The organism is Janthinobacterium pasteuri, from assembly GCF_051380775.1.
GTDB lineage: Bacteria > Pseudomonadota > Gammaproteobacteria > Burkholderiales > Burkholderiaceae_D > Janthinobacterium.
Genome location: NZ_JBNYXS010000015.1, coordinates 126,297 through 143,783, shown reverse-complemented (window position 1 = coordinate 143,783; position 17,487 = coordinate 126,297). Strand labels below are relative to the sequence as shown.

Sequence of the window (17,487 nt, the reverse complement as noted above, 5' to 3'; positions counted from 1 at the left end):
GCGATAGCGCTGCAGTCCGTGCGCGTGGCCATGCCGGTGAGCATGGCTGCTGTTGCAGGCAGGACAGTGCAAGCGCTGCCGGGCCACGCTTTCGACGAGTGCCACGGCGGCGTCCTGGGACGCTGCCCCGCGCAGCAGGGCGATGCTCGCCAGGCGTTGACGCTGGCTCAGTGCGGTGAACTGGGCGATGAAGGTTTTCCACTGGGCTGACTGCATGGAAGACTCCCGTTTGTCTGTATGTACCGTCAGACAGCAGGGCCCCAGGAAAATTCTCGGAATTCCCCTACTTATCGGGGACAGAGCCTTTTTTTTTGCTTAAAAATTATTTCCCGTCGACAACAATTGAGTTGCAAGGGCTGCTATGCTATAGATAGTACATTATTGCGTTAGAAACACTGAAGTTTCCTGGAGATACCATGCAGCGTAGTCATATGGTGCGCAACAGCGCATATCGGGGCGCGACGCCTGCCACGACGGCCGGACCGGCGCGCGTGTCGCGCCCCGTACTGAGCCGTGCCACAGCGCCCGCCAGTCCCATGGCCCATCTGCTCGATGCGGGCGTGTTGCCGCAACAGCAGATGATGCAGGCAGGCAAGCTCAGTTCCCATGCGCTGACGTCACAGTACCTGGCCCGCATCCGTTCGCTGTCGAGCACCGGCGCGCGTGCTTATCCCGGCATTGAAATCAATCCCGATGCGCTGAAAATTGCCCTGGAAATGGACCGCGAGCGGCAGGTGCACAAGGTGCGCGGCCCCTTGCATGGCATCCCCATCGTCTTGCGCGACAATATCGCCACCGGCGACCGCATGAAGACGCGCACCCATGCGCCGCTGGCCACGCAGGCCACTTGCGATTCCTTTGTCGCGGCGCGCCTGCGCGCGGCCGGCGCCGTCATCATCGGCAAAAGCAATTTGCGCCAGTGGGCCGCCGTCAGCGTGCCGCATGCCAGTGCCAGCTGGGCCGGCCTGACCATTCTGGCCGTGGACAGCGCGGCGGACGGCTCCATCGTCGCTCCCGCATCGACGTGCGGCCTGGTCGCCATCAAACCCACTGGCAGGGCTGCCGCAGGGCAGGGCAGCGAGCCAGCCACGGCAGGACCGATGGCGCCCAGCGTGCGCGAGGCGGCCTGGCTGCTTGCTGCTCTGACCGGCGAGCGCCTGGCCGATGGCATGGTGCTCGATGTCGCCGGCTTGCATGGGCGCCGCATTGGCGTGGCGCGTCACCTGTTCGGCCAGTGTGCCGGGACAGATGCCGTGATCGAGCAGGCATTGCTGGTGCTGCGCGAACAGGGTGCGGAACTGATCGAGTCGCCGCCCGCGTCCGAGCCTGGCGGCATCGCAGCGTTGCTGTGCTCGCATGGACTCGATGCGCTGGTGGGACCCACATGCCATGGGGTAGTGCAGGCGCAGTCCGCCTTGCCGCATATCACGGTGCCTGCCGGCGTGGTTGGCGGCTTGCCCATCGGTTTGTCCTTCATCGGCCCTACCCACGGCGACATGCCGCTCATTACGATGGCATATGCCTACGAGCAGGCGACCTTGCACCGGCGCACACCCGCATTGCCGTCCAGCATCATACAGGCGCTGCGTTGACCATGATGATACTTTTCGCTTTCTTTCGATAAACTATGCTTGCAACCTTGCTGCTGAGTGCGGCCGTGGCCGCCACCCCGACTCCTTTTGATGCCGCGCAACTGTCTGGCAGCTGGTCCGACAGCGTGAATACCAGTAGTGTTTGCGAAGAAGCGCGGCACTTTACGCGCATGCAGCTGTCTGACGACCATCAGCGGCTGGCGATCTTCAACGACCGCACCTGGAAAAGCAAGCTGGGTGAGACCAACCGCTTTGCCGCGATCGTGGTGGCGGAGACGGAGCGCAGCCTGACCTTGCGCTATGACAATGAAACCCGCCTCAATGACGCTGGCAAGCTGGTGGAATGGCAGTTGATCATCGTCGCGCCCGGCGTGTACCGCTGGCGCGAGACGGGCTGGCCGGAAGGCAAGGTCAACGGGGTCGTCGGTATCCGCTGCTCTCCCTGATGCCGGTGTGCAAGCATGGCATTCTGCTATGCTGCCCGCATCACCCGATGTTTTTAGGAGATTGCATGGCCACACGTTTGCTGTTCCCCCTGTTCCTGGCCGCCGTGGCGCTGGGCGCCATGCCGGCGCAAGCGCGTACGCCCAAACTGTCGCTGATCGAGCAAGCGCAAAGCTGCGACGGTGGCCACACCTGCCCGTATTTCCCCGAGGTCTACAAGGCGGATTACGCCTTTCGCAAGGCCTTCAATGTGGGCTTGAAAAAGGCTGGCCTGAAGCGCCAGCGCTGGGTGCCGGATGGCGTGGCCAGTCCGCTCAAGCCCGTCGAGATCGATGGCAAGGCACGCCTGCTCAGCAGTGTCTGCGAACCGCACAATTGCGGCCACCACTACACCATCCTGTACGACCCGGTCGAGCGCAGCATGACGGGCGTGTATATGGGCAGCGATGCCAAGGGCGGCTTGCGCACGGTGTACTTCGGCGAGCCCAGCATCGCCGAAGCCGACCTGCTGTTCAAGAACTGATGCACGCGCCACTACGCATCTCCAGCGAACGCGGCGAGCTGGACGTGCCCATGATCCACCGCTACCTGAGCGAGCAGTCGTACTGGAAGCGTGGTGTGACGCTGGAAACGGTGCGCAAGGGGATCGCCAACGCGCTGTGTTTCGGCGGCTATGTGGATGGCCAGCAAGTGGCGTTCGCCAGGGTCATCACCGATTACACGGATTTTGCCTACCTGCGCGACGTGTTTGTGCTACCGCAATACCAGGGGTGCGGATATGGCAAGCAGATGGTTGCTGCCGTGCTCGGCGATACACGCTTGCGCGATGTCGTCTGGATGCTGGCGACCGATGATGCGCATGAGCTATACGCGAGCTTTGGTTTTGCGCCATTGGAGGTACCACAAAAATACATGCGCCGCCCCGCGCCTCAATAATTATCAAAAAAACCTTTAAGTAGCAAGAGAACTATTGGCATTATTATACGAAATAATGTTGCATTGATAATGTCATCGTGTCATTATTCGCGCTCTGCAGCTTGCGCTGCGTCCCTGGCACGTTTTCTTGTCACTGAAAAGGAATACATCATGAAACAATATGGCGCCGAATTCCTCGGTACGTTCTGGCTGGTGCTGGGCGGTTGCGGCAGCGCGGTGCTGGCCGCTGGCTTTCCCGGTCTTGGCATCGGTTTTGCCGGCGTTGCGCTGGCGTTTGGCCTGACGGTGCTGACCATGGCTTACGCTATCGGCCACATCTCGGGTTGCCACCTGAATCCCGCCGTCTCGATCGGCCTGTGGGCCGGAGGGCGCTTTCCTGCCAATCAGCTTTTGCCTTACATCATCGCGCAAGTGTTGGGCGCCATTGTGGCCGGCGGCGTGCTGTATCTGATCGCCAGCGGCCAGGCAGGTTTCGACGTCAGCAAGGGTTTTGCCTCGAATGGCTATGGCGCCCATTCGCCGGGCGGCTATTCGATGCTGTCGGCGCTGGTGATTGAAATCGTGCTGACGATGTTCTTCCTGATCGTGATCCTGGGCGCGACCGACAAGCGCGCTCCAGCCGGTTTTGCCCCGCTGCCTATCGGTCTGGCGCTGACCCTGATTCACCTGATCAGCATTCCCGTGACGAATACCTCGGTCAATCCGGCTCGCAGCACTGGCGTGGCCCTGTATGTGGGCGACTGGGCCACCAGCCAGCTGTGGCTGTTCTGGCTGGCACCGATCATCGGCGCCTTGCTTGGCGCGCTGGCCTACCGCTTGATTGCGGGCGAAAAAGCGTAAGGTGTAAAGATCAAAAAGCAGCCTGCGGGCTGCTTTCGGCGTTTACTCGGCGGCGCGCCACTCTCCCAGGTAGTGCTGCGGCGTACGGCCCAGGATGCGGCGGAACATGGCGCTGAAGGCGCTGGGGCTGGCATAGCCCAGCGCATGGGCGATGGTCGCCACGCCTTCGCCACGGTCCAGGCGGCAGAAGGCCTCGGCCAGATGCACTTGCTGCAGCCATTGGCGGTAGTGCAAGCCAGTTTCCTTGGGAAATAAGCGGATCAGGGTGCGCGCGCTGGCGCCCGCATCCTGCGCCCAGTCCTCGATGCTGCGCCTGCTGCCCGGGGCGTTCATGATGGCCGAGCACACGGCCACCAGGCGGCGGTCGCGGGGCCAGGGTATGGCGATGGGTACGGTATCGGCCGCCGTCAGTTCCGACAGGATCAGGTGCGCCAGCCAGTCGCCGCGACCCGCCAGCGCATATTCTATCGGTTCGGCCAGCAAGGCGAGGATTAGCTCGCGCAGCAGCCGGCTCACTTCCAGTACCTTGCAATCGGCGCCATACGGGGCCGCCACCTGCGCATCGATGTACACGGTGCGCATGCTCAGTTCGCTCAAGATGTGGACTTCATGCACGACACCCACGGGTATCAGCAGCGCGCGCCGGGGCGGCAGGATCCACACGCCGTGCTCGGTGGAGACGCGCATCACGCCTTGCGTCGCATACAGCAGCTGCGCCCGTACATGGCTGTGCGGCGCCGTGTAGTCTCCCGCCGCATATTGCCGGGACATGGCCGTCACGGGCCGCGGCACGTGCTGGTAATCGTGCGAGCTGGTGCTGCGGCTGAAGGGCACGCCGTCGGGGTGGGTCTGGGCGGGGTGGTGGGTGTACATGTGGGTCGCTGGATTGTCACTTGCTTGTCACTTAAGCGACGATTGTTGGAAGTTATCAGTTCAGTGACCATACTATACTGGCTTCTTTGCCGGGCCGCCCGCCGTGCCCGATTATTGCGGATGATACATGCACACAACCACACCTGCTCCAGCATTGGCCAAGTCCGTGCCGCCGGCCCCCTCGCTTCATCGTTCCCAACAACAATCTGGCCTGGCCATGCATATCCTGGGTGCTGTCGCCTTCGTGCATTTGCTCAATGACTTGATCCAGGCCTTGTTGCCGTCGATTTATCCGATGCTGAAAGCCGAGTTTTCACTCAGTTTTACCCAGGTCGGCCTTATAACCCTGACGTTCCAGTGCACGGCATCGTTGCTGCAGCCCTGGATCGGCTTATACACGGACCGCCGTCCGCTGCCATTCCTGCTGCCCATCGGCATGTGTTTTACCCTGGCCGGCGTGCTGATGCTGTCCATCGTCTCGACTTTCCCGACCCTGCTGATCGCCGCTGGCCTGATCGGCGTCGGCTCATCGACCTTCCACCCCGAGGCATCGCGCGTGGCGCGCATGGCCTCGGGCGGGCGCTACGGCTTTGCCCAGTCGCTGTTCCAGGTGGGCGGCAATGTGGGTTCCGCCCTGGGGCCACTGCTGGCGGCGGCCGTCATCGTGAATCGTGGCCACGGCAATATCGCATGGTTCAGCCTGCTGGCCGTGCTGGCCATCGGCGTGCTGTACAAGGTCAGCCATTGGTACAGCGGCCATCTGGCCAGCTTCAAGCCGAAGGCGGGCGGGCGTGGGCCGAACTTGTCGCGCAACAAGGTGATTGGCGCGCTGGGCGTGCTGGCCCTGCTGGTATTCTCGAAGTATATCTACATGGCCAGCCTGTCGAGCTATTACACTTTCTACCTGATCGACAAATTCCACCTGTCGCTCGGCGATGCCCAGCTCTACCTGTTCCTGTTCCTCGCCGCCGTAGCCGCCGGCACTTTCATGGGCGGCCCCATCGGCGACCGCATCGGCCGCAAGCGCGTGATCTGGATTTCCATCCTGGGCGCCGCCCCGTTCACCCTGCTGCTGCCGTATGTCGACCTGTTCTGGACGGCCGTCTTGACGGTGATCATCGGCTTCGTGATTTCCTCCGCGTTTTCCGCCATCGTCGTCTTCGCGCAGGAGCTGGTGCCGGGCAAGGTGGGCATGATCGCGGGGATCTTCTTTGGCCTGATGTTCGGTGTGTCCGGCATCGCCGCCGCCGCCATGGGCCACCTGGCCGACGTGTCGGGCATCGCCTATGTATATAAAATCTGCTCCTACCTGCCGCTGCTGGGCATCCTGACGGTGCTGCTGCCGCATATCGAGCAGGCGAAAAAATAGGCGGGCGACGCGGGAGGGCTTGACGGCTCGCCCGCGCGCATGCGATATTTGTCCCATGATCAATTCCATCCTCCCTCCAGTTCTTGCATCCGGCGCCGCTGCTGCGCTGTGTCCGTGTACCTGGCTTCGTGAGGATGCGGCCCGGCGCCGTTAAACTTTTTACTCCTCATTCGATGGCCGCAGTGTTGAAAAACCTGTGGCCATTTTCTTTTTCCGCAACGCGCATGAAAGTCCCGTATGACACTTCATCTGTACGACACGTATAGCCGCAGCCTGCGGCCGTTTGAACCCATCGCTCCGGGCCAGGCGGGCCTGTACGCCTGCGGTCCCACTGTCTACGATTACGCGCATATCGGCAACCTGCGCACCTACCTGTTCGTCGACGGCTTGCGCCGCGCGCTCGCGTTCAATGGCTTGCAGGTGCGCCACGTCATGAACATCACGGACGTGGGCCATTTGACGTCGGATGCGGACAGCGGCGACGACAAGGTCGAAGCGCGCAGCCGGCGCAGCGGCGAGTCGGCCTGGGACATCGCCGCCGCATTCACGCGCGCGTTTGAAGGCGATTTGCGCCAGCTCAATATCCTGCCGCCCACCGTCTGGTGCCGCGCCACGGACCACATTGCGGAACAGATCGCGTTCATTGGCGACCTGGAGGCCAAGGGCTATACCTACCGCACCGCCGACGGCATTTACTTCGACACCACGCGCCAGGACGATTATGGCAAGCTGGCGCGCCTGAAGCGCGATGGCCTGCAGGCGGGCAAGCGGGTGGACCTGGGAGAGAAGCGCGATATCTGCGACTTCGCGCTGTGGAAGTTCAGCGGCGTGCCGGGCCAGCGCCAGATGGAGTGGAACAGCCCCTGGGGCCTGGGTTTTCCCGGCTGGCACATCGAATGCTCGGCCATGGCGGAAAAGCACCTGGGCACGTATTTCGACATCCATTGCGGCGGCGAAGACCATGTGGCGGTCCACCATAGCAACGAAATCGCGCAAACGCAGGCACGCCACGGCACGCGCCTGGCCAACTTCTGGCTGCACGGCGCTTTCCTCAAGACGCAGGATGCGAAGATGTCGAAATCCTCGGGTGACTTCCTGCGCCTGCAAAGCCTGGTGGAGCAGGGAGTCGATCCGCTGGCCTACCGCTACCTGTGCCTGGGCGCCCATTACCGCACCAGCCTCAATTTCACGGACGACGCCCTGCGCGCCGCCGCCAGCGGCCTGGCGCGCCTGCGCGTGGCCGTGCATGGACTGGGGGAGACGGACCGCGAGGCAGATCCTGCATGGCTGGCGCGTTTTACGGGGTGCATCGACGATGACCTGAATTATCCGCGCGCGCTGGCCGTGGTCTGGGAGCTGCTGAAAAGCGGGCTGGCCGATGGCGTGAAAAAGGCCACCATGTCCCGCTTCGATGCAGCCCTGGGGCTCGATCTGCTGGCCTGGCAGCCGGCGCTGGTGGACGTGCCGCAGCCGGTGCAGGCATGGATGGCAGAGCGGGCCAGCGCCCGCGCGCAACGCCTGTGGGCCGAGGCGGACCGCTTGCGCGCACTGGCGCGTGCGGCTGGCTATGACATCGAGGATACGCCGCAGGGCCAGCAGGCGCGCGCCTTGTGAGTACCTTTTGCGTGCCGGCGAGGCATAATGTGCACCTGATGAACACTGGAGTCGCCGTGAAGCGTAGCGTGCTGTTAAATGGACAAGCCCGCACTGGGCGTGCGCAAAGTCTGCCAGGACGCTGCCGATGACTGAAGCCGACGCCTTTCCCGCGGCATTGGCGGAGACGCTGGCGCGGCTGCTGCCCGCGCTGTCCGCAGGCCAGCCGCACGCGCCGTCGGCACCGTTTGACGTGCATCAGGATGGCAGGCTGCTGCGCATTCCCGTGCGTACGTATTACCAGCGCGAGCAGCTGCTGGTCTGTACGCAGCTGGCAGGCGACGTGGGCGTGCTCGCCCTGTGCCTGGGCACGCGCCACCATGACGGCCATTTACGGGAAGCCTGTTTAAGACAGCTGCTGCTGCAGGAGCGGGCGTGGACGGTGCCGTTCGTCGTGCAGCTGTGCGGGGAATACGTGCTGGAGATTATCGCAGCAATTGGCGCGGCGCTGCCAGCCTGGAATGCCGATGCGCTGGCGTGCTATCTGCGGGAAAATCCCGCGTATGTGGAGACACTGGAGCGGCGCGCTGTCAGCTACTGGAACTGCTACTACCGCTGGCGCTATCCCGCATGGGAAGAATATCCGGGAGGCAGGGCCATGGCGGCCCTGCGTGCCTTGCAGGCGCTTACGCCTCGATAAAGCGCATCTTGAAGCTGCGGCCCTTGATGTTGCCGAAGTCGCGGCCCAGGGAGTTACCGGCGTTCAGGCGCTTGAAGGCTGCTTCTGCCACCGTACGATCGAGTGCCACGTAGGTCATGAACTCGAATACGTTGATCTTGCCCACTTGCTCCTTGGTCAGGCCCGCATCGCCCGTCAGCGCGCCCAGCAAGTCGCCCGGGCGCAGCTTGTCCTTCTTGCCGCCCATGATGCACAGGGTGACCATCGGCGCCGGCAGCGCCTCGATCCCGTCATCGTCAGCCAGTTCCTTCAGGTCGTGCCATTCGGCGGCGCTGTTCTGGTACTGCTCGATCAGCTTGACCCATTTTTTCTCGTTTGGCGCACACAGCGACAGGGCCAGGCCCTTCTTGCTGCCGCGGCCCGTGCGGCCGATGCGGTGGATGTGCACTTCCGTATCTTTCGAGACGTCGACGTTAATCACGGCGCCCAGGTCGGAAATGTCGAGCCCGCGCGCGGCGACGTCGGTGGCCACCAGCACGGAGCAGCTGCGGTTGGCGAACAGCACCAGGATTTCATCGCGCTCGCGCTGTTCCAGCTCGCCGTACAGGGCCAGCGCGGAAAAGCCTTGCTGGCGCAGTTCTTCGGCCAGTTCGCGGCAATGCACCTTGGTGTTGCAGAAGGCCAGGGTCGATTCCGGCTTGAAGTGTTTCAACAGCTTGCCGACGGCGCTATTGCGTTCGTCGAAGCCGATTTCATAGAAGCGCTGCTCGATCTTGTCGTTGTCATGCTGCGCCTCGACCGTCACTTCCAGCGGATTGACGAGGAACGATGCCGTGGCGCGGCGGATGTCTTCCGGATACGTGGCCGAGAAGAGCAGGGTCTGGCGGCGTGCGGGGCAGGCGCTGACGATGCCGGCGATTTCCTCGTAAAAGCCCATGTCCGTCATGCGGTCCGCTTCATCGAGCACCAGCGTTTGCACGTGGTTCAGATTGATGGTGCCGCGGCCCAGGTGGTCGCGCATGCGGCCCGGCGTGCCGACGACGATGTGGGCACCATGTTCCAGCGAGGCGATTTGCGGGCGCATTGGCGCGCCGCCCGTCAGGGTCAGGATCTTGATGTTGCCAGCCGCGCGGGCCAGGCGGCGCAGTTCATTGGCCACCTGGTCGGCCAGTTCGCGCGTGGGGCACAGCACCAGCCCCTGCACGGCAAACCAGGCCGGATTGAGCTTGTGCAAAATGCCGATGCCGAAGGCGGCGGTCTTGCCGCTGCCCGTTTTCGCCTGGGCGATCAGGTCGCGGCCATCGAGCACCGCCGGCAAGCTTTGCGCCTGGATGGTGGTCATCTCGTGGTAGCCGAGCGAGTCCAGGTTGGCCAAAAAGGCGGGCGTCAGCGGCAGGCTGGAAAAAGAATTGGTGGTAGTGGTGGTGTTCATAGGGGCGGAGCCGGTAAAAAGCGGGTGGATGGGCACAGTCTACAGGCGTTCTACGCCCTTGTGCGGATGGTGGTCTGGAAGCCGGCGGCAAACGGCCGCCGGCATGGGGTTAATTATCGGGCGCCCAGATAGGCAAGCCGGTGAGATCAAGGCCGGCGTCGCGCGTCCATACGGGCAAGCCAGTGGCATCGGTCGGCTCCAGCAATTCGAGCTGTACCTGCCTCAAAGCCACCTTGCGCACGCGCGTGCGGCGCTGCGGTTCCGGCGCCGGCTCTGGCGCCTCGTGCGCTGGCAGCGGGCCGAAGCCGGGCAGGTCGATGGTGGCGTTGTCTTTTTTATCTCTCATTTGCTAACCTCTGTCCTTGGCCTGCGAAAGCCAAGGGGCGGGCAACGTGCTGCCCGCCTATGTCTATACGCTTTAACTTCATCCACAAAACAAAAGCCCGGCTACTGGAGTCGGGCTCATTGTGAATATCATCGGCAGGAAAAGCAGACCTGCGGATTTAAGTGCGGCACGCAGTGTATCACAGGCGTGCCGCACTGTGTGGGGCTTAACGGAAGCTCAAGGCGCCAGTCAAGTCACCCGGCGGCAGCGCGCCGCGTGACGCAAACGCGTCGTTGCGCACTTTCAGGCCTTCGAGCAGCGGCAAGTCGTGCAGGCGCGTGATCAGGCGCAGGATCGACGTCGTGTCATAGAAGCTGTGGTCGACGGCGCCTTTTTTCGCGTACGGCGAGACGACGATGGCGGGAATGCGCGTGCCCGGACCCCAGCGGTCGCCCTTCGGCGGCGCCACGTGATCCCACCAGCCGCCGTTTTCGTCAAACGTGATCACCACGATCATGTCTTTCCACTGCGGCGATTCCTTCAGATGCTGGATGACGTTGGCCACGTGCTGGTCGCCCGACTCGATATCCGAGTAGCCCGCGTGCAGGTTCAGATTGCCCTGCGGCTTGTAGAACGTCACGGCGGGCAGCTTGCCCGCCACGGCGGCGGCGAGGAATTTGTTCGAGATCGGGCTGTCGCCCGTGCCGCCATCGCGCAGGTGCTCGGCGCGCGCGGCAGTGCCTGGGGCGAACTGCTTGAAGTAGTTCAGCGGCTGGTGGTGGAACTGGAAGTTCGGCTTGCTGCCGCCGCCTTTCTGGTCGAGCGCCGCTTGCCAGCCGCCGCCATACCACGCCCAGCTGACGCCCTTGCGCGACAGCAGGTCGCCGATGGTGTCATAGGTTTGCGGTGGCAGGGTGTTCGCGTCCGCCGGGTCGGCATGCAGCGGGTCGCCGTCGAAGGCGGGGCGGACATAGCTGGGCTGGTATGGCGGCGCCATAGTGTTGACGGCATAGCCGTCCGGCGTGAGGGCGCCGTCATTGACGTATTTTGGCTTGCCATCGAGCGCGGAGGCGGGGCACTCGGGCGAGATCGCCAGGCGCACGCCTTGCGGGCCGTCGGACAGCACGGAGATCTTTTTCTTCGCTGCCGTCTCGGCAGCATTGAAATATTCGTTGGCGCGCCCCGTGACGAGGAACTGATGGTTCATGTAGGAGCCGCCGAAGGCCGCCATGAAGAAGTTGTCGCACAGGGTGTACTGCTCGGCGATCTGCCACAGGTTCAGGTTTTTTGACGTTTCGCCGTAATGGCCCATCACCAGGCCGCCGCTGTCGGCCCACGCGGCAAAGCCGTCGTTCTTGCCGCCGTTGATTTGCATCTGGTTGTTATAGAAGCGGTGCACCAGGTCGCGCGTGATGATGCTCTCGGGCAGGGGCTTGCCGGCCGCGTCGCTCAATTTATAGGGCGCGTTCGGCAGGCCGGAAATCTGGTCTTCCTTGATCAGGTAATCGATGCCGCCGATGTTTTGCTGGTTCGGCACCAGGCCGCCCCAGATTTTCGGCAGGGTGGCCAGCGGCTTGCCGTCGCGGTCCAGCTGCTGCGCCTGTGCGGCCGTGACGGCGGACAGGGGCGCGCTGGTGCCAGGGAAATTGGCAAACAGGTTGTTGAAGCTGCGGTTTTCCAGGTAGATCACGACCACGTTCTTGACGTGGGCCTTGAGTTTCGCGTCGAGCGAGCCTTTGGCGATGGTCTTCTTCGCGGGCGCGGCGTCGGCCAGCGCTGGCAGGCTGGCGGCCAGGCCGACTGCGGAAGCAGCCTGGAAAATGCGCCGGCGCGAGGGATTGGCGGGTTGGTCGGCCGGATCGGCTGGCAGGGCGGGGGCGAGGTCCTTCACACATTCTCCTTGGGTGTTTCTATGGGCACGGGCGGTGGCGGCAATGGCCGGCAACGCCCGTGAAGCGGGAAAATTGTATCACCGGCCCCGCGCCCCTGTGAACTATTCAGCCCAGCCTAGAACTGATAACGCACGTTCAACGCCACCTTGCGCGCCGGACCATACATGCCCGAGTACCACCAGTCCGACACGGACGCCGTGTACTGCTTGTCGAACAGGTTGGCTACGTTCACGGTGGCAGACAGCTTGTCGTTGACGTCGTAGCGCGCCATCAGGCTGGCCACCGAGTACGCCTTCTGTTCCCAGTGCAGGGTGCTATTGATCTGCCACGCATCGATGTCGGAATACACGCGGCTCTGCCAGTTCATGCCGCCGCCCACCGTCAGGCGATGCAGCTCGCCAGGCAGCCGGTAACTGGTCCACAGTTTGACCAGGTGGCGCGGGAAGGTGCTCAGGATGGCCTTGCCGTCATTATTTTCCGTCTGGCTGTACGACCACGAGGCCGAGATGTTCCAGTCCGGCGTCAGTGCGCCCGTCGCTTCGAGGTCCACGCCCTGGGTTTTGGCGCCCTTGATGGTGCGGCTGGCGGAAATCTTTGTGCCAGGCACGTCGTAACCGGGATCCGACTCGGCCAGGTTTTTCTGGCGGATCAGATATAGCGCGGCGGCCGTGTTCAGGCGGCCATCGAACCAGCCGCTCTTGATGCCCGCTTCAAAAGTCTTGCCTTCGCGCGGCGCCAGCAGCTTGCCGTAGCGGTCTTGCGATGCTTGCGGCTGGTAGATGGTGGAGTAGCTGGCGTAGGCGCTGTGCGTGCCATCGATGTCGAACACCATGCCGCCATACGGCGTGATGACGCGGCTTTCCGAGGCTGGCGACGCGCTGTAAAAGGGCTCGGCAGGCGCGTCCGAGATGTAATTTTCGTCGTAGCGCAGCACCTTGGCGCCGGCGATCAATTTCAGACGCTCGGAAAGATGGAGGCGCGCGGCGGCATACACGCTGGCCTGGCGGCGCGTGCTGTCGTTGGTGGCATAGGTGTCGCCAAACACGGGCGTCGCCGTGTGATTCCAGCGGTACAGGTTGGCGGGGGTGCGCTCGATGCTCTTGTCGAAACGGCCATCCGTCGTGCTTTGAAATTCGTTGTAGTCCATGCCCAGCACCAGTTCGTGCTGGCGGCCGAATGCGCTGAACGGTCCGCGCACGTTGACATCCACGCTGTTGACCTGGAGCTGGTAATCGCGGTAATCGGCGTTCAAGCGCAGGCCATCGCCCGTGGCCCGGTCGGGCAAGCCGCCACTGACGTTCAGGTAGACGGCGCGCTCTTCCTGCGCGGACTGCACGCGGTTGGCCGATATTTTCAGCTTCCAGTCGTTTGCCAGCGCGTGTTCCAGGGTGGCGAAGAGGTCGGTCGAATTGGTGTCGAAACGGTTCGACTTGGCGGCCGGGCTGAAGGAGCGTGGCAGGTCCGTCATCACGCCATTACTGTAGAACAGGGGGAAGCCCAGGTAGGACAGCGAGCCCTTCGAACGCTGGCGCTGGTGCGTGACGCCGGCTGTCAACTTCGTGTCGCGTGACAGGTCCGCCTCGACCACGCCGTAGACCACTTTTTTGTCGCGGCTGTAGCCGTCGACGATGCTGTCGCCTTCCTCGTACAGCGCCACCAGGCGGCCGCGCACGGTGCCTGCCTCGTTGAGCGGACCCGAGATGTCGGCCATGGCGCGCCGCTCATCGTGGGAACCCAGCTCGCCCTCGACGGACGCCTCGAACTGCGCCATCGGCTTTTTGCGCACCATGTTGATGGCGCCCGAGGCGTCGCCCGCGCCCGTCATCAGGCCGGAGGCGCCGCGCAGCACTTCGATGCGGTCGTACAGCGCCATGTCGGCCAGGCTTTGCGACGGTATCGCATTGAGGCCCATGGTTTCCGAGTGCGTGCTGACGCCATCGAGCTGGTAATTGGTGATCGAATAGCCGCGCGAAGTAAAGCCCGTGCGCTCACTGCCCAGCGAGAAGAGGGTGATGCCCGGCGTTTGCGCCATCACTTGCGCGATGGTGCTCAAGCCCTGGTCCTGCATGCGCTGCTGCGTGATGACGCTGACCGACTGCGGCGTTTCCCGGATCGACAGGCCCAGCGGCGTGGCCGCGGCGATGGGCAGGGTGGAAACATACGCGCCCGAGCCTGCCGTCGCGTCCTGCTGCGCCTTGACCGATACTTCCGGCATCATCGACAGCGCCTCGCCACCCGCCGCGGCATCTGCCGGGCGCAGCACATAGCTGCCGTTGGCGCTGCGCTCGGCCTTCAGGCCCGTGCCGCGCAGCACGCCATTCAGGGCGGCCAGCACGTCGTGGCGGCCCGTGAGGCCAGAGGACGTTTTGCCGCGCGTCTGTTCCGGCGTGAAGCTGAGGATCACTCTGGAATGGCTGGCGACCTGGCGCAGCGCCGCTGCCAGGTCGCCAGCCGGCACCTGGAAGTCGAGGCTGGCCGCTGGCGCTGTAGCGCTTTCCTGTGCCAGGGCTGGCGCCTGCGCGTTCAGCAGCAGGGCCGAGCCGATGAAGACGAGTTCGATGGCATGCGCCATGCGCTTGATGCGTAGCCGTGACCGGGACCTGGAAGACATAACTGGAGACATGGTTACCTTGTGGTGTAGTCGTCAAAAAGAACGTTGCCTACACAGGTCACGCGAAAAGCGAAAGCGGGTACTGTTTTTTTATGCTGGCGTCAAAATAAATCTTCAACGCTGCTGGCGCGCTTCCACCTGGACCCAGTAGCGCGTGCGCAGGCGCACATCGACGGGCAGGGAGTCGGGCAGCGACAGCAGCACGGCGTCCAGGTCGGCCAGCGGGAAGACGCCGGAAATACGCAGCGCGGCGACGCCATCGTCGCAGCCCAGCAAGCCGTGGCGGTAGCGGCTCAGTTCATGCAGGAAGTCGCGCAGCGGCATGGCGTCGGCCAGCAGCAAGCCCCGGCGCCAGGCCCAGATGTCGGGCGAGACGGCGTGCGCGGGCAAGAGCTGTTGCGCCGTCATGCCACCGCCCTGGCCCGCCTGGATCACGCGGTTGCTGTCGCCATGGTGCGGCGTCAGTCGCACGGCGCCTTCTTCGACGGCGACCAGGGTGTTGCCGTCCGCCTGGCGCACCGAGTAGCGCGTACCCAGCGCCTGCGCCTGGCCTTGCGTGGTGTCGACGATGAAGGGGCGGTAGGGCAGGCCCGTTTCGCGGGCCGTGGCGATGAACACTTCGCCCTGCACCAGTTGCAGCAGGCGCTGCGTGCCCGTGTAGCGGATGTTCACGGCGCTGCCGCTGTTCAGGTGCACATGGCTGCCGTCGGGCAGCGTCAGCTCGCGGCGCTCGTTGACGCCCGTGGCAATGTCGGCCAGTGCGGCACGGGCCATGTCGGGTGCGTAGGGCGAGCGCGCGCCGAACCAGCCCGTGATGCCGATGGCCGTTCCCCACGCCAGCAGCTGCAGGCTGTTGCGGCGCGAGACGGGTGCTGCAGGACGCCGTGCCAGCGCCGTGCGGCACGCTTGCGCATCGAGTTCCCGCAAGCCGCCGCTGGCGCTTTCGATGTGTTTCCACGCCCGTTCATGATCGGGATGCGCCTGGCGCCACTGCTGCCAGGCCGATTTTTCCGCCGGGGTCGTTTCGCCACTCATCAGGGTGGCCAGCCATTCGGCTGCCTGCATGGCGATGGCCAGGTCGATGGGCTGGCCCTGTGCGTAGACGGTGGCGGTGCGCATGTCAGGCTGCGACAAAATCGGGCACGGCAAAAAAGCACAGCAGATTGGCCTTGCTCAGGTATTTTTTGACGGAATGCGTGGTGGTGTCCAGTTCGGTGGCGATCTCGGCGTAGCTCATGCCGTCCAGGTGGGCCAGCAGGAAGGCCGCCTTTGCCTTGGTGGACAGCTGGTCCAGCGCGCGGTCGATCAGTTGCAGCGATTCGAGCAGGATGAACATCGCTTCCGGCGAGGGCGCGCACGCTTGCGGCTGATGCAGCAGGGCGTCGAGGTAAGCCCGTTCGAGCTCTGCGCGCCGGCAGTGATTGGCCAGCAGGCGTTTGGCGATGGTGGCCAGGAAGGGGCGTGGCTGCGCGATCCCGGCACTGCTGCGCGCAACGAAAATGTTGATGAAGGTATCCTGCGCCAGATCGCCCGCCAGCCCCGCATCGTGCAGGCGGCGCTTCAGCCAGTGCAGCAGCCAGGAGTGGTGCTGGGCATACAGGGCCTGGAAATCGGACGGAGGTGAAGGGACGGACAGCATGCGGACGGGACGCCTTAATCTAAATGAGAATTGTTCGCATAATAGCCTGGCAGTGCGCGTCAGGCAATCAGGAAAACGCGGCGTTGCTGAAATGCGACTGCGCGCCCGGGCCGCGCACGGTGGTGGATTTGCGCTGCTGCACGGCAGATGTAAAAGTTTCCTTGGCGCAAGCTTTCATGTGAGAAAATGCGGGCTGTCGATGTGGTACGGAGCGAAAAATGATGTGGATGGTTGGCGGTGCCCTGATTCTTTTGGTCGCCAGATTTTTATGGTTGGCCTTTTTTCACCGGGTCAACGCGATGTCGCGCCAGGCGGAACTGATGAACTGGCTCGACATCGGCCGGGTGTCGAATGCTGATGGCGGCAAGGATATTTTATTGGCGAGAAATGAGCGCGGCGCCCGGATCGACTGGCGCACGGGCGAGGTCTGGTTGATGAATCCCAAGGTGGAGGAGCCGTTTGCCGATTTTCTCGCCGTCGAGCGCTGGCTCACCCTGCGCGACATGCCGAAGGCGGACAGGCCTGCGCCAGCCGCCCCGGAGGAGCCGGAACCGGAGCCGGCGCCTGAACCCGGACCGGTGCGCGATACCTTGCCGGCCTTCCAGCAAAAGGTCGACGATTGCCTGGCCAGGGCGCAGGGCGGCCAGGAATTGCTGGAAACGAAGCAGGCGTTCGAGGCGGGCAGCGAGCCTTACCTCGAGGCGTCGACGGAACTGAGCAAGACCGCGCTGGAGCTCGATGTCTCGCCGGCGATGGTGGCCACCTTTCATATCAGCGCGTTTGCCGCGCTGGCTGAAACGGCGGGCGCCGACAAGCTGGAAAGAGTGGCGGCCAGCCTGCATGCGGCGGCCAGGCAGATCAGGGCCAGCGTGACTGCGTAAAAGCATGGGCAAGCCCGGAATGAAAAAACCGCTGAATCCCTTGCAGGAGTCAGCGGTTTTTATGTATTGGTTGCGGGGACAGGATTTGAACCTGTGACCTTCGGGTTATGAGCCCGACGAGCTGCCAGACTGCTCCACCCCGCAGGCGAATTATAACCGAGTTTGTTGCATTGCGAAAGAGCGGATGGCATTTGCTTTGCATGATGCTCGCCGACATGGCGCGACGCAATGGAAAAAGCCGCTGATCCCTTTGCAAGAATCAGCGGCTTTCATGTATCTGGTTGCGGGGACAGGATTTGAACCTGTGACCTTCGGGTTATGAGCCCGACGAGCTGCCAGACTGCTCCACCCCGCAGACGAATTATAGCGGGGTTTGCTGCA

At 63.5% G+C, this 17,487-nt stretch carries 17 protein-coding genes and 2 tRNA genes; 9 read left to right on the top strand and 10 right to left on the bottom strand.

Annotated elements, in window-relative coordinates:
• A partial coding sequence (locus ACQ4WN_RS16505; protein ID WP_436552516.1) for an IS1/IS1595 family N-terminal zinc-binding domain-containing protein occupies positions 1 to 216 on the bottom strand: 216 nt, incomplete at its 3' end.
• Positions 217 to 416: 200 nt separating this feature from the next.
• Between ACQ4WN_RS16505 and ACQ4WN_RS16500 the strand changes: the two genes are divergently transcribed.
• The 5 genes from ACQ4WN_RS16500 (at position 417) to aqpZ (ending at position 3,812) form a co-directional block, all read left to right on the top strand.
• On the top strand, positions 417 to 1,592 hold the full coding sequence (locus ACQ4WN_RS16500) for an amidase family protein (RefSeq protein ID WP_436552515.1): 1,176 nt from the start codon (positions 417 to 419) through the stop codon (positions 1,590 to 1,592).
• A gap of 35 nt (positions 1,593 to 1,627) precedes the next feature.
• On the top strand, positions 1,628 to 2,038 hold the full coding sequence (locus ACQ4WN_RS16495) for a hypothetical protein (RefSeq protein ID WP_436552514.1): 411 nt from the start codon (positions 1,628 to 1,630) through the stop codon (positions 2,036 to 2,038).
• Positions 2,039 to 2,103: 65 nt separating this feature from the next.
• The gene (locus tag ACQ4WN_RS16490) at positions 2,104 to 2,559 is read left to right on the top strand and encodes an Ivy family c-type lysozyme inhibitor (RefSeq protein ID WP_436552513.1); all 456 of its coding nucleotides are present in this window, start codon (positions 2,104 to 2,106) and stop codon (positions 2,557 to 2,559) included.
• On the top strand, positions 2,559 to 2,972 hold the full coding sequence (locus ACQ4WN_RS16485) for a GNAT family N-acetyltransferase (protein ID WP_436552512.1): 414 nt from the start codon (positions 2,559 to 2,561) through the stop codon (positions 2,970 to 2,972). The genes ACQ4WN_RS16490 and ACQ4WN_RS16485 overlap by 1 nt, the downstream gene beginning before the upstream one ends.
• A 150-nt stretch (positions 2,973 to 3,122) precedes the next feature.
• Positions 3,123 to 3,812 (top strand): aquaporin Z, encoded by a 690-nt coding sequence (gene aqpZ, locus ACQ4WN_RS16480; protein WP_436552511.1) that lies wholly within the window; start codon positions 3,123 to 3,125, stop codon positions 3,810 to 3,812.
• A 42-nt stretch (positions 3,813 to 3,854) separates the two neighbouring features.
• Here the strand turns inward: aqpZ and ACQ4WN_RS16475 are convergent, their stop codons facing one another.
• On the bottom strand, positions 3,855 to 4,685 hold the full coding sequence (locus tag ACQ4WN_RS16475) for an AraC family transcriptional regulator (RefSeq protein WP_436552510.1): 831 nt from the start codon (positions 4,683 to 4,685) through the stop codon (positions 3,855 to 3,857).
• A gap of 127 nt (positions 4,686 to 4,812) precedes the next feature.
• Here ACQ4WN_RS16475 and ACQ4WN_RS16470 point away from each other — a divergent pair, with 127 nt between their 5' ends.
• The 3 genes from ACQ4WN_RS16470 (at position 4,813) to ACQ4WN_RS16460 (ending at position 8,347) form a co-directional block, all read left to right on the top strand.
• Complete coding sequence (locus tag ACQ4WN_RS16470; protein ID WP_436552509.1) at positions 4,813 to 6,054, top strand: MFS transporter; 1,242 nt, start codon at positions 4,813 to 4,815, stop codon at positions 6,052 to 6,054.
• Positions 6,055 to 6,291: 237 nt separating this feature from the next.
• Complete coding sequence (gene cysS / locus ACQ4WN_RS16465) at positions 6,292 to 7,668, top strand: cysteine--tRNA ligase (RefSeq protein WP_436552508.1); 1,377 nt, start codon at positions 6,292 to 6,294, stop codon at positions 7,666 to 7,668.
• Between the two features lie 127 nt (positions 7,669 to 7,795).
• A complete protein-coding gene (locus ACQ4WN_RS16460; RefSeq protein WP_436552507.1) occupies positions 7,796 to 8,347 on the top strand; it encodes a hypothetical protein in 552 nt (183 codons plus the stop codon).
• Here the strand turns inward: ACQ4WN_RS16460 and dbpA are convergent.
• The 6 genes from dbpA to ACQ4WN_RS16430 form a co-directional block, all read right to left on the bottom strand.
• On the bottom strand, positions 8,334 to 9,758 hold the full coding sequence (gene dbpA / locus ACQ4WN_RS16455) for an ATP-dependent RNA helicase DbpA (protein ID WP_436552506.1): 1,425 nt from the start codon (positions 9,756 to 9,758) through the stop codon (positions 8,334 to 8,336). The two genes, ACQ4WN_RS16460 and dbpA, sit on opposite strands and share 14 nt — an antisense overlap.
• Before the next feature lie 109 nt (positions 9,759 to 9,867).
• Positions 9,868 to 10,104, bottom strand: coding sequence for a hypothetical protein (locus ACQ4WN_RS16450; protein ID WP_436552505.1), 237 nt, complete (start codon positions 10,102 to 10,104; stop codon positions 9,868 to 9,870).
• A gap of 205 nt (positions 10,105 to 10,309) precedes the next feature.
• Positions 10,310 to 11,974: an acid phosphatase gene (locus tag ACQ4WN_RS16445; RefSeq protein WP_436552504.1), complete on the bottom strand. Its 1,665-nt coding sequence runs from the start codon at positions 11,972 to 11,974 to the stop codon at positions 10,310 to 10,312.
• Positions 11,975 to 12,090: 116 nt separating this feature from the next.
• Positions 12,091 to 14,547 (bottom strand): TonB-dependent siderophore receptor, encoded by a 2,457-nt coding sequence (locus tag ACQ4WN_RS16440; RefSeq protein ID WP_436552503.1) that lies wholly within the window; start codon positions 14,545 to 14,547, stop codon positions 12,091 to 12,093.
• A 153-nt stretch (positions 14,548 to 14,700) separates the two neighbouring features.
• Positions 14,701 to 15,705, bottom strand: a complete 1,005-nt coding sequence (locus tag ACQ4WN_RS16435; RefSeq protein ID WP_436552502.1) for a FecR domain-containing protein — start codon at positions 15,703 to 15,705, stop codon at positions 14,701 to 14,703.
• Position 15,706: 1 nt separating this feature from the next.
• The gene (locus tag ACQ4WN_RS16430; protein WP_436552501.1) at positions 15,707 to 16,225 is read right to left on the bottom strand and encodes a sigma-70 family RNA polymerase sigma factor; all 519 of its coding nucleotides are present in this window, start codon (positions 16,223 to 16,225) and stop codon (positions 15,707 to 15,709) included.
• A 218-nt stretch (positions 16,226 to 16,443) separates the two neighbouring features.
• Between ACQ4WN_RS16430 and ACQ4WN_RS16425 the strand changes: the two genes are divergently transcribed.
• Complete coding sequence (locus ACQ4WN_RS16425) at positions 16,444 to 17,106, top strand: hypothetical protein (RefSeq protein ID WP_436552500.1); 663 nt, start codon at positions 16,444 to 16,446, stop codon at positions 17,104 to 17,106.
• A gap of 67 nt (positions 17,107 to 17,173) precedes the next feature.
• On the opposite strand, the gene ACQ4WN_RS16420 is transcribed toward ACQ4WN_RS16425, so the two are convergent.
• Together ACQ4WN_RS16420 and ACQ4WN_RS16415 are read right to left on the bottom strand one after the other, a co-directional pair.
• Positions 17,174 to 17,250, bottom strand: a tRNA-Met gene (locus tag ACQ4WN_RS16420).
• A 134-nt stretch (positions 17,251 to 17,384) separates the two neighbouring features.
• Positions 17,385 to 17,461 (bottom strand) — tRNA-Met (locus ACQ4WN_RS16415).
• Positions 17,462 to 17,487 lie beyond the last annotated feature (26 nt).

Coding starts and splice junctions, on each gene's coding strand:
- ACQ4WN_RS16430 (WP_436552501.1), bottom strand. CDS start 16,225: ATGCTGTCCGTCCCTTCACCTCCGTCCGATTTCCAGGCCCTGTATGCC.
- dbpA (WP_436552506.1), bottom strand. CDS start 9,758: ATGAACACCACCACTACCACCAATTCTTTTTCCAGCCTGCCGCTGACG.
- cysS (WP_436552508.1), top strand. CDS start 6,292: ATGACACTTCATCTGTACGACACGTATAGCCGCAGCCTGCGGCCGTTT.
- ACQ4WN_RS16495 (WP_436552514.1), top strand. CDS start 1,628: ATGCTTGCAACCTTGCTGCTGAGTGCGGCCGTGGCCGCCACCCCGACT.
- ACQ4WN_RS16500 (WP_436552515.1), top strand. CDS start 417: ATGCAGCGTAGTCATATGGTGCGCAACAGCGCATATCGGGGCGCGACG.
- ACQ4WN_RS16485 (WP_436552512.1), top strand. CDS start 2,559: ATGCACGCGCCACTACGCATCTCCAGCGAACGCGGCGAGCTGGACGTG.
- ACQ4WN_RS16425 (WP_436552500.1), top strand. CDS start 16,444: ATGATGTGGATGGTTGGCGGTGCCCTGATTCTTTTGGTCGCCAGATTT.
- aqpZ (WP_436552511.1), top strand. CDS start 3,123: ATGAAACAATATGGCGCCGAATTCCTCGGTACGTTCTGGCTGGTGCTG.
- ACQ4WN_RS16475 (WP_436552510.1), bottom strand. CDS start 4,685: ATGTACACCCACCACCCCGCCCAGACCCACCCCGACGGCGTGCCCTTC.
- ACQ4WN_RS16435 (WP_436552502.1), bottom strand. CDS start 15,705: ATGCGCACCGCCACCGTCTACGCACAGGGCCAGCCCATCGACCTGGCC.
- ACQ4WN_RS16470 (WP_436552509.1), top strand. CDS start 4,813: ATGCACACAACCACACCTGCTCCAGCATTGGCCAAGTCCGTGCCGCCG.
- ACQ4WN_RS16440 (WP_436552503.1), bottom strand. CDS start 14,547: ATGGCGCATGCCATCGAACTCGTCTTCATCGGCTCGGCCCTGCTGCTG.
- ACQ4WN_RS16450 (WP_436552505.1), bottom strand. CDS start 10,104: ATGAGAGATAAAAAAGACAACGCCACCATCGACCTGCCCGGCTTCGGC.
- ACQ4WN_RS16460 (WP_436552507.1), top strand. CDS start 7,796: ATGACTGAAGCCGACGCCTTTCCCGCGGCATTGGCGGAGACGCTGGCG.
- ACQ4WN_RS16490 (WP_436552513.1), top strand. CDS start 2,104: ATGGCCACACGTTTGCTGTTCCCCCTGTTCCTGGCCGCCGTGGCGCTG.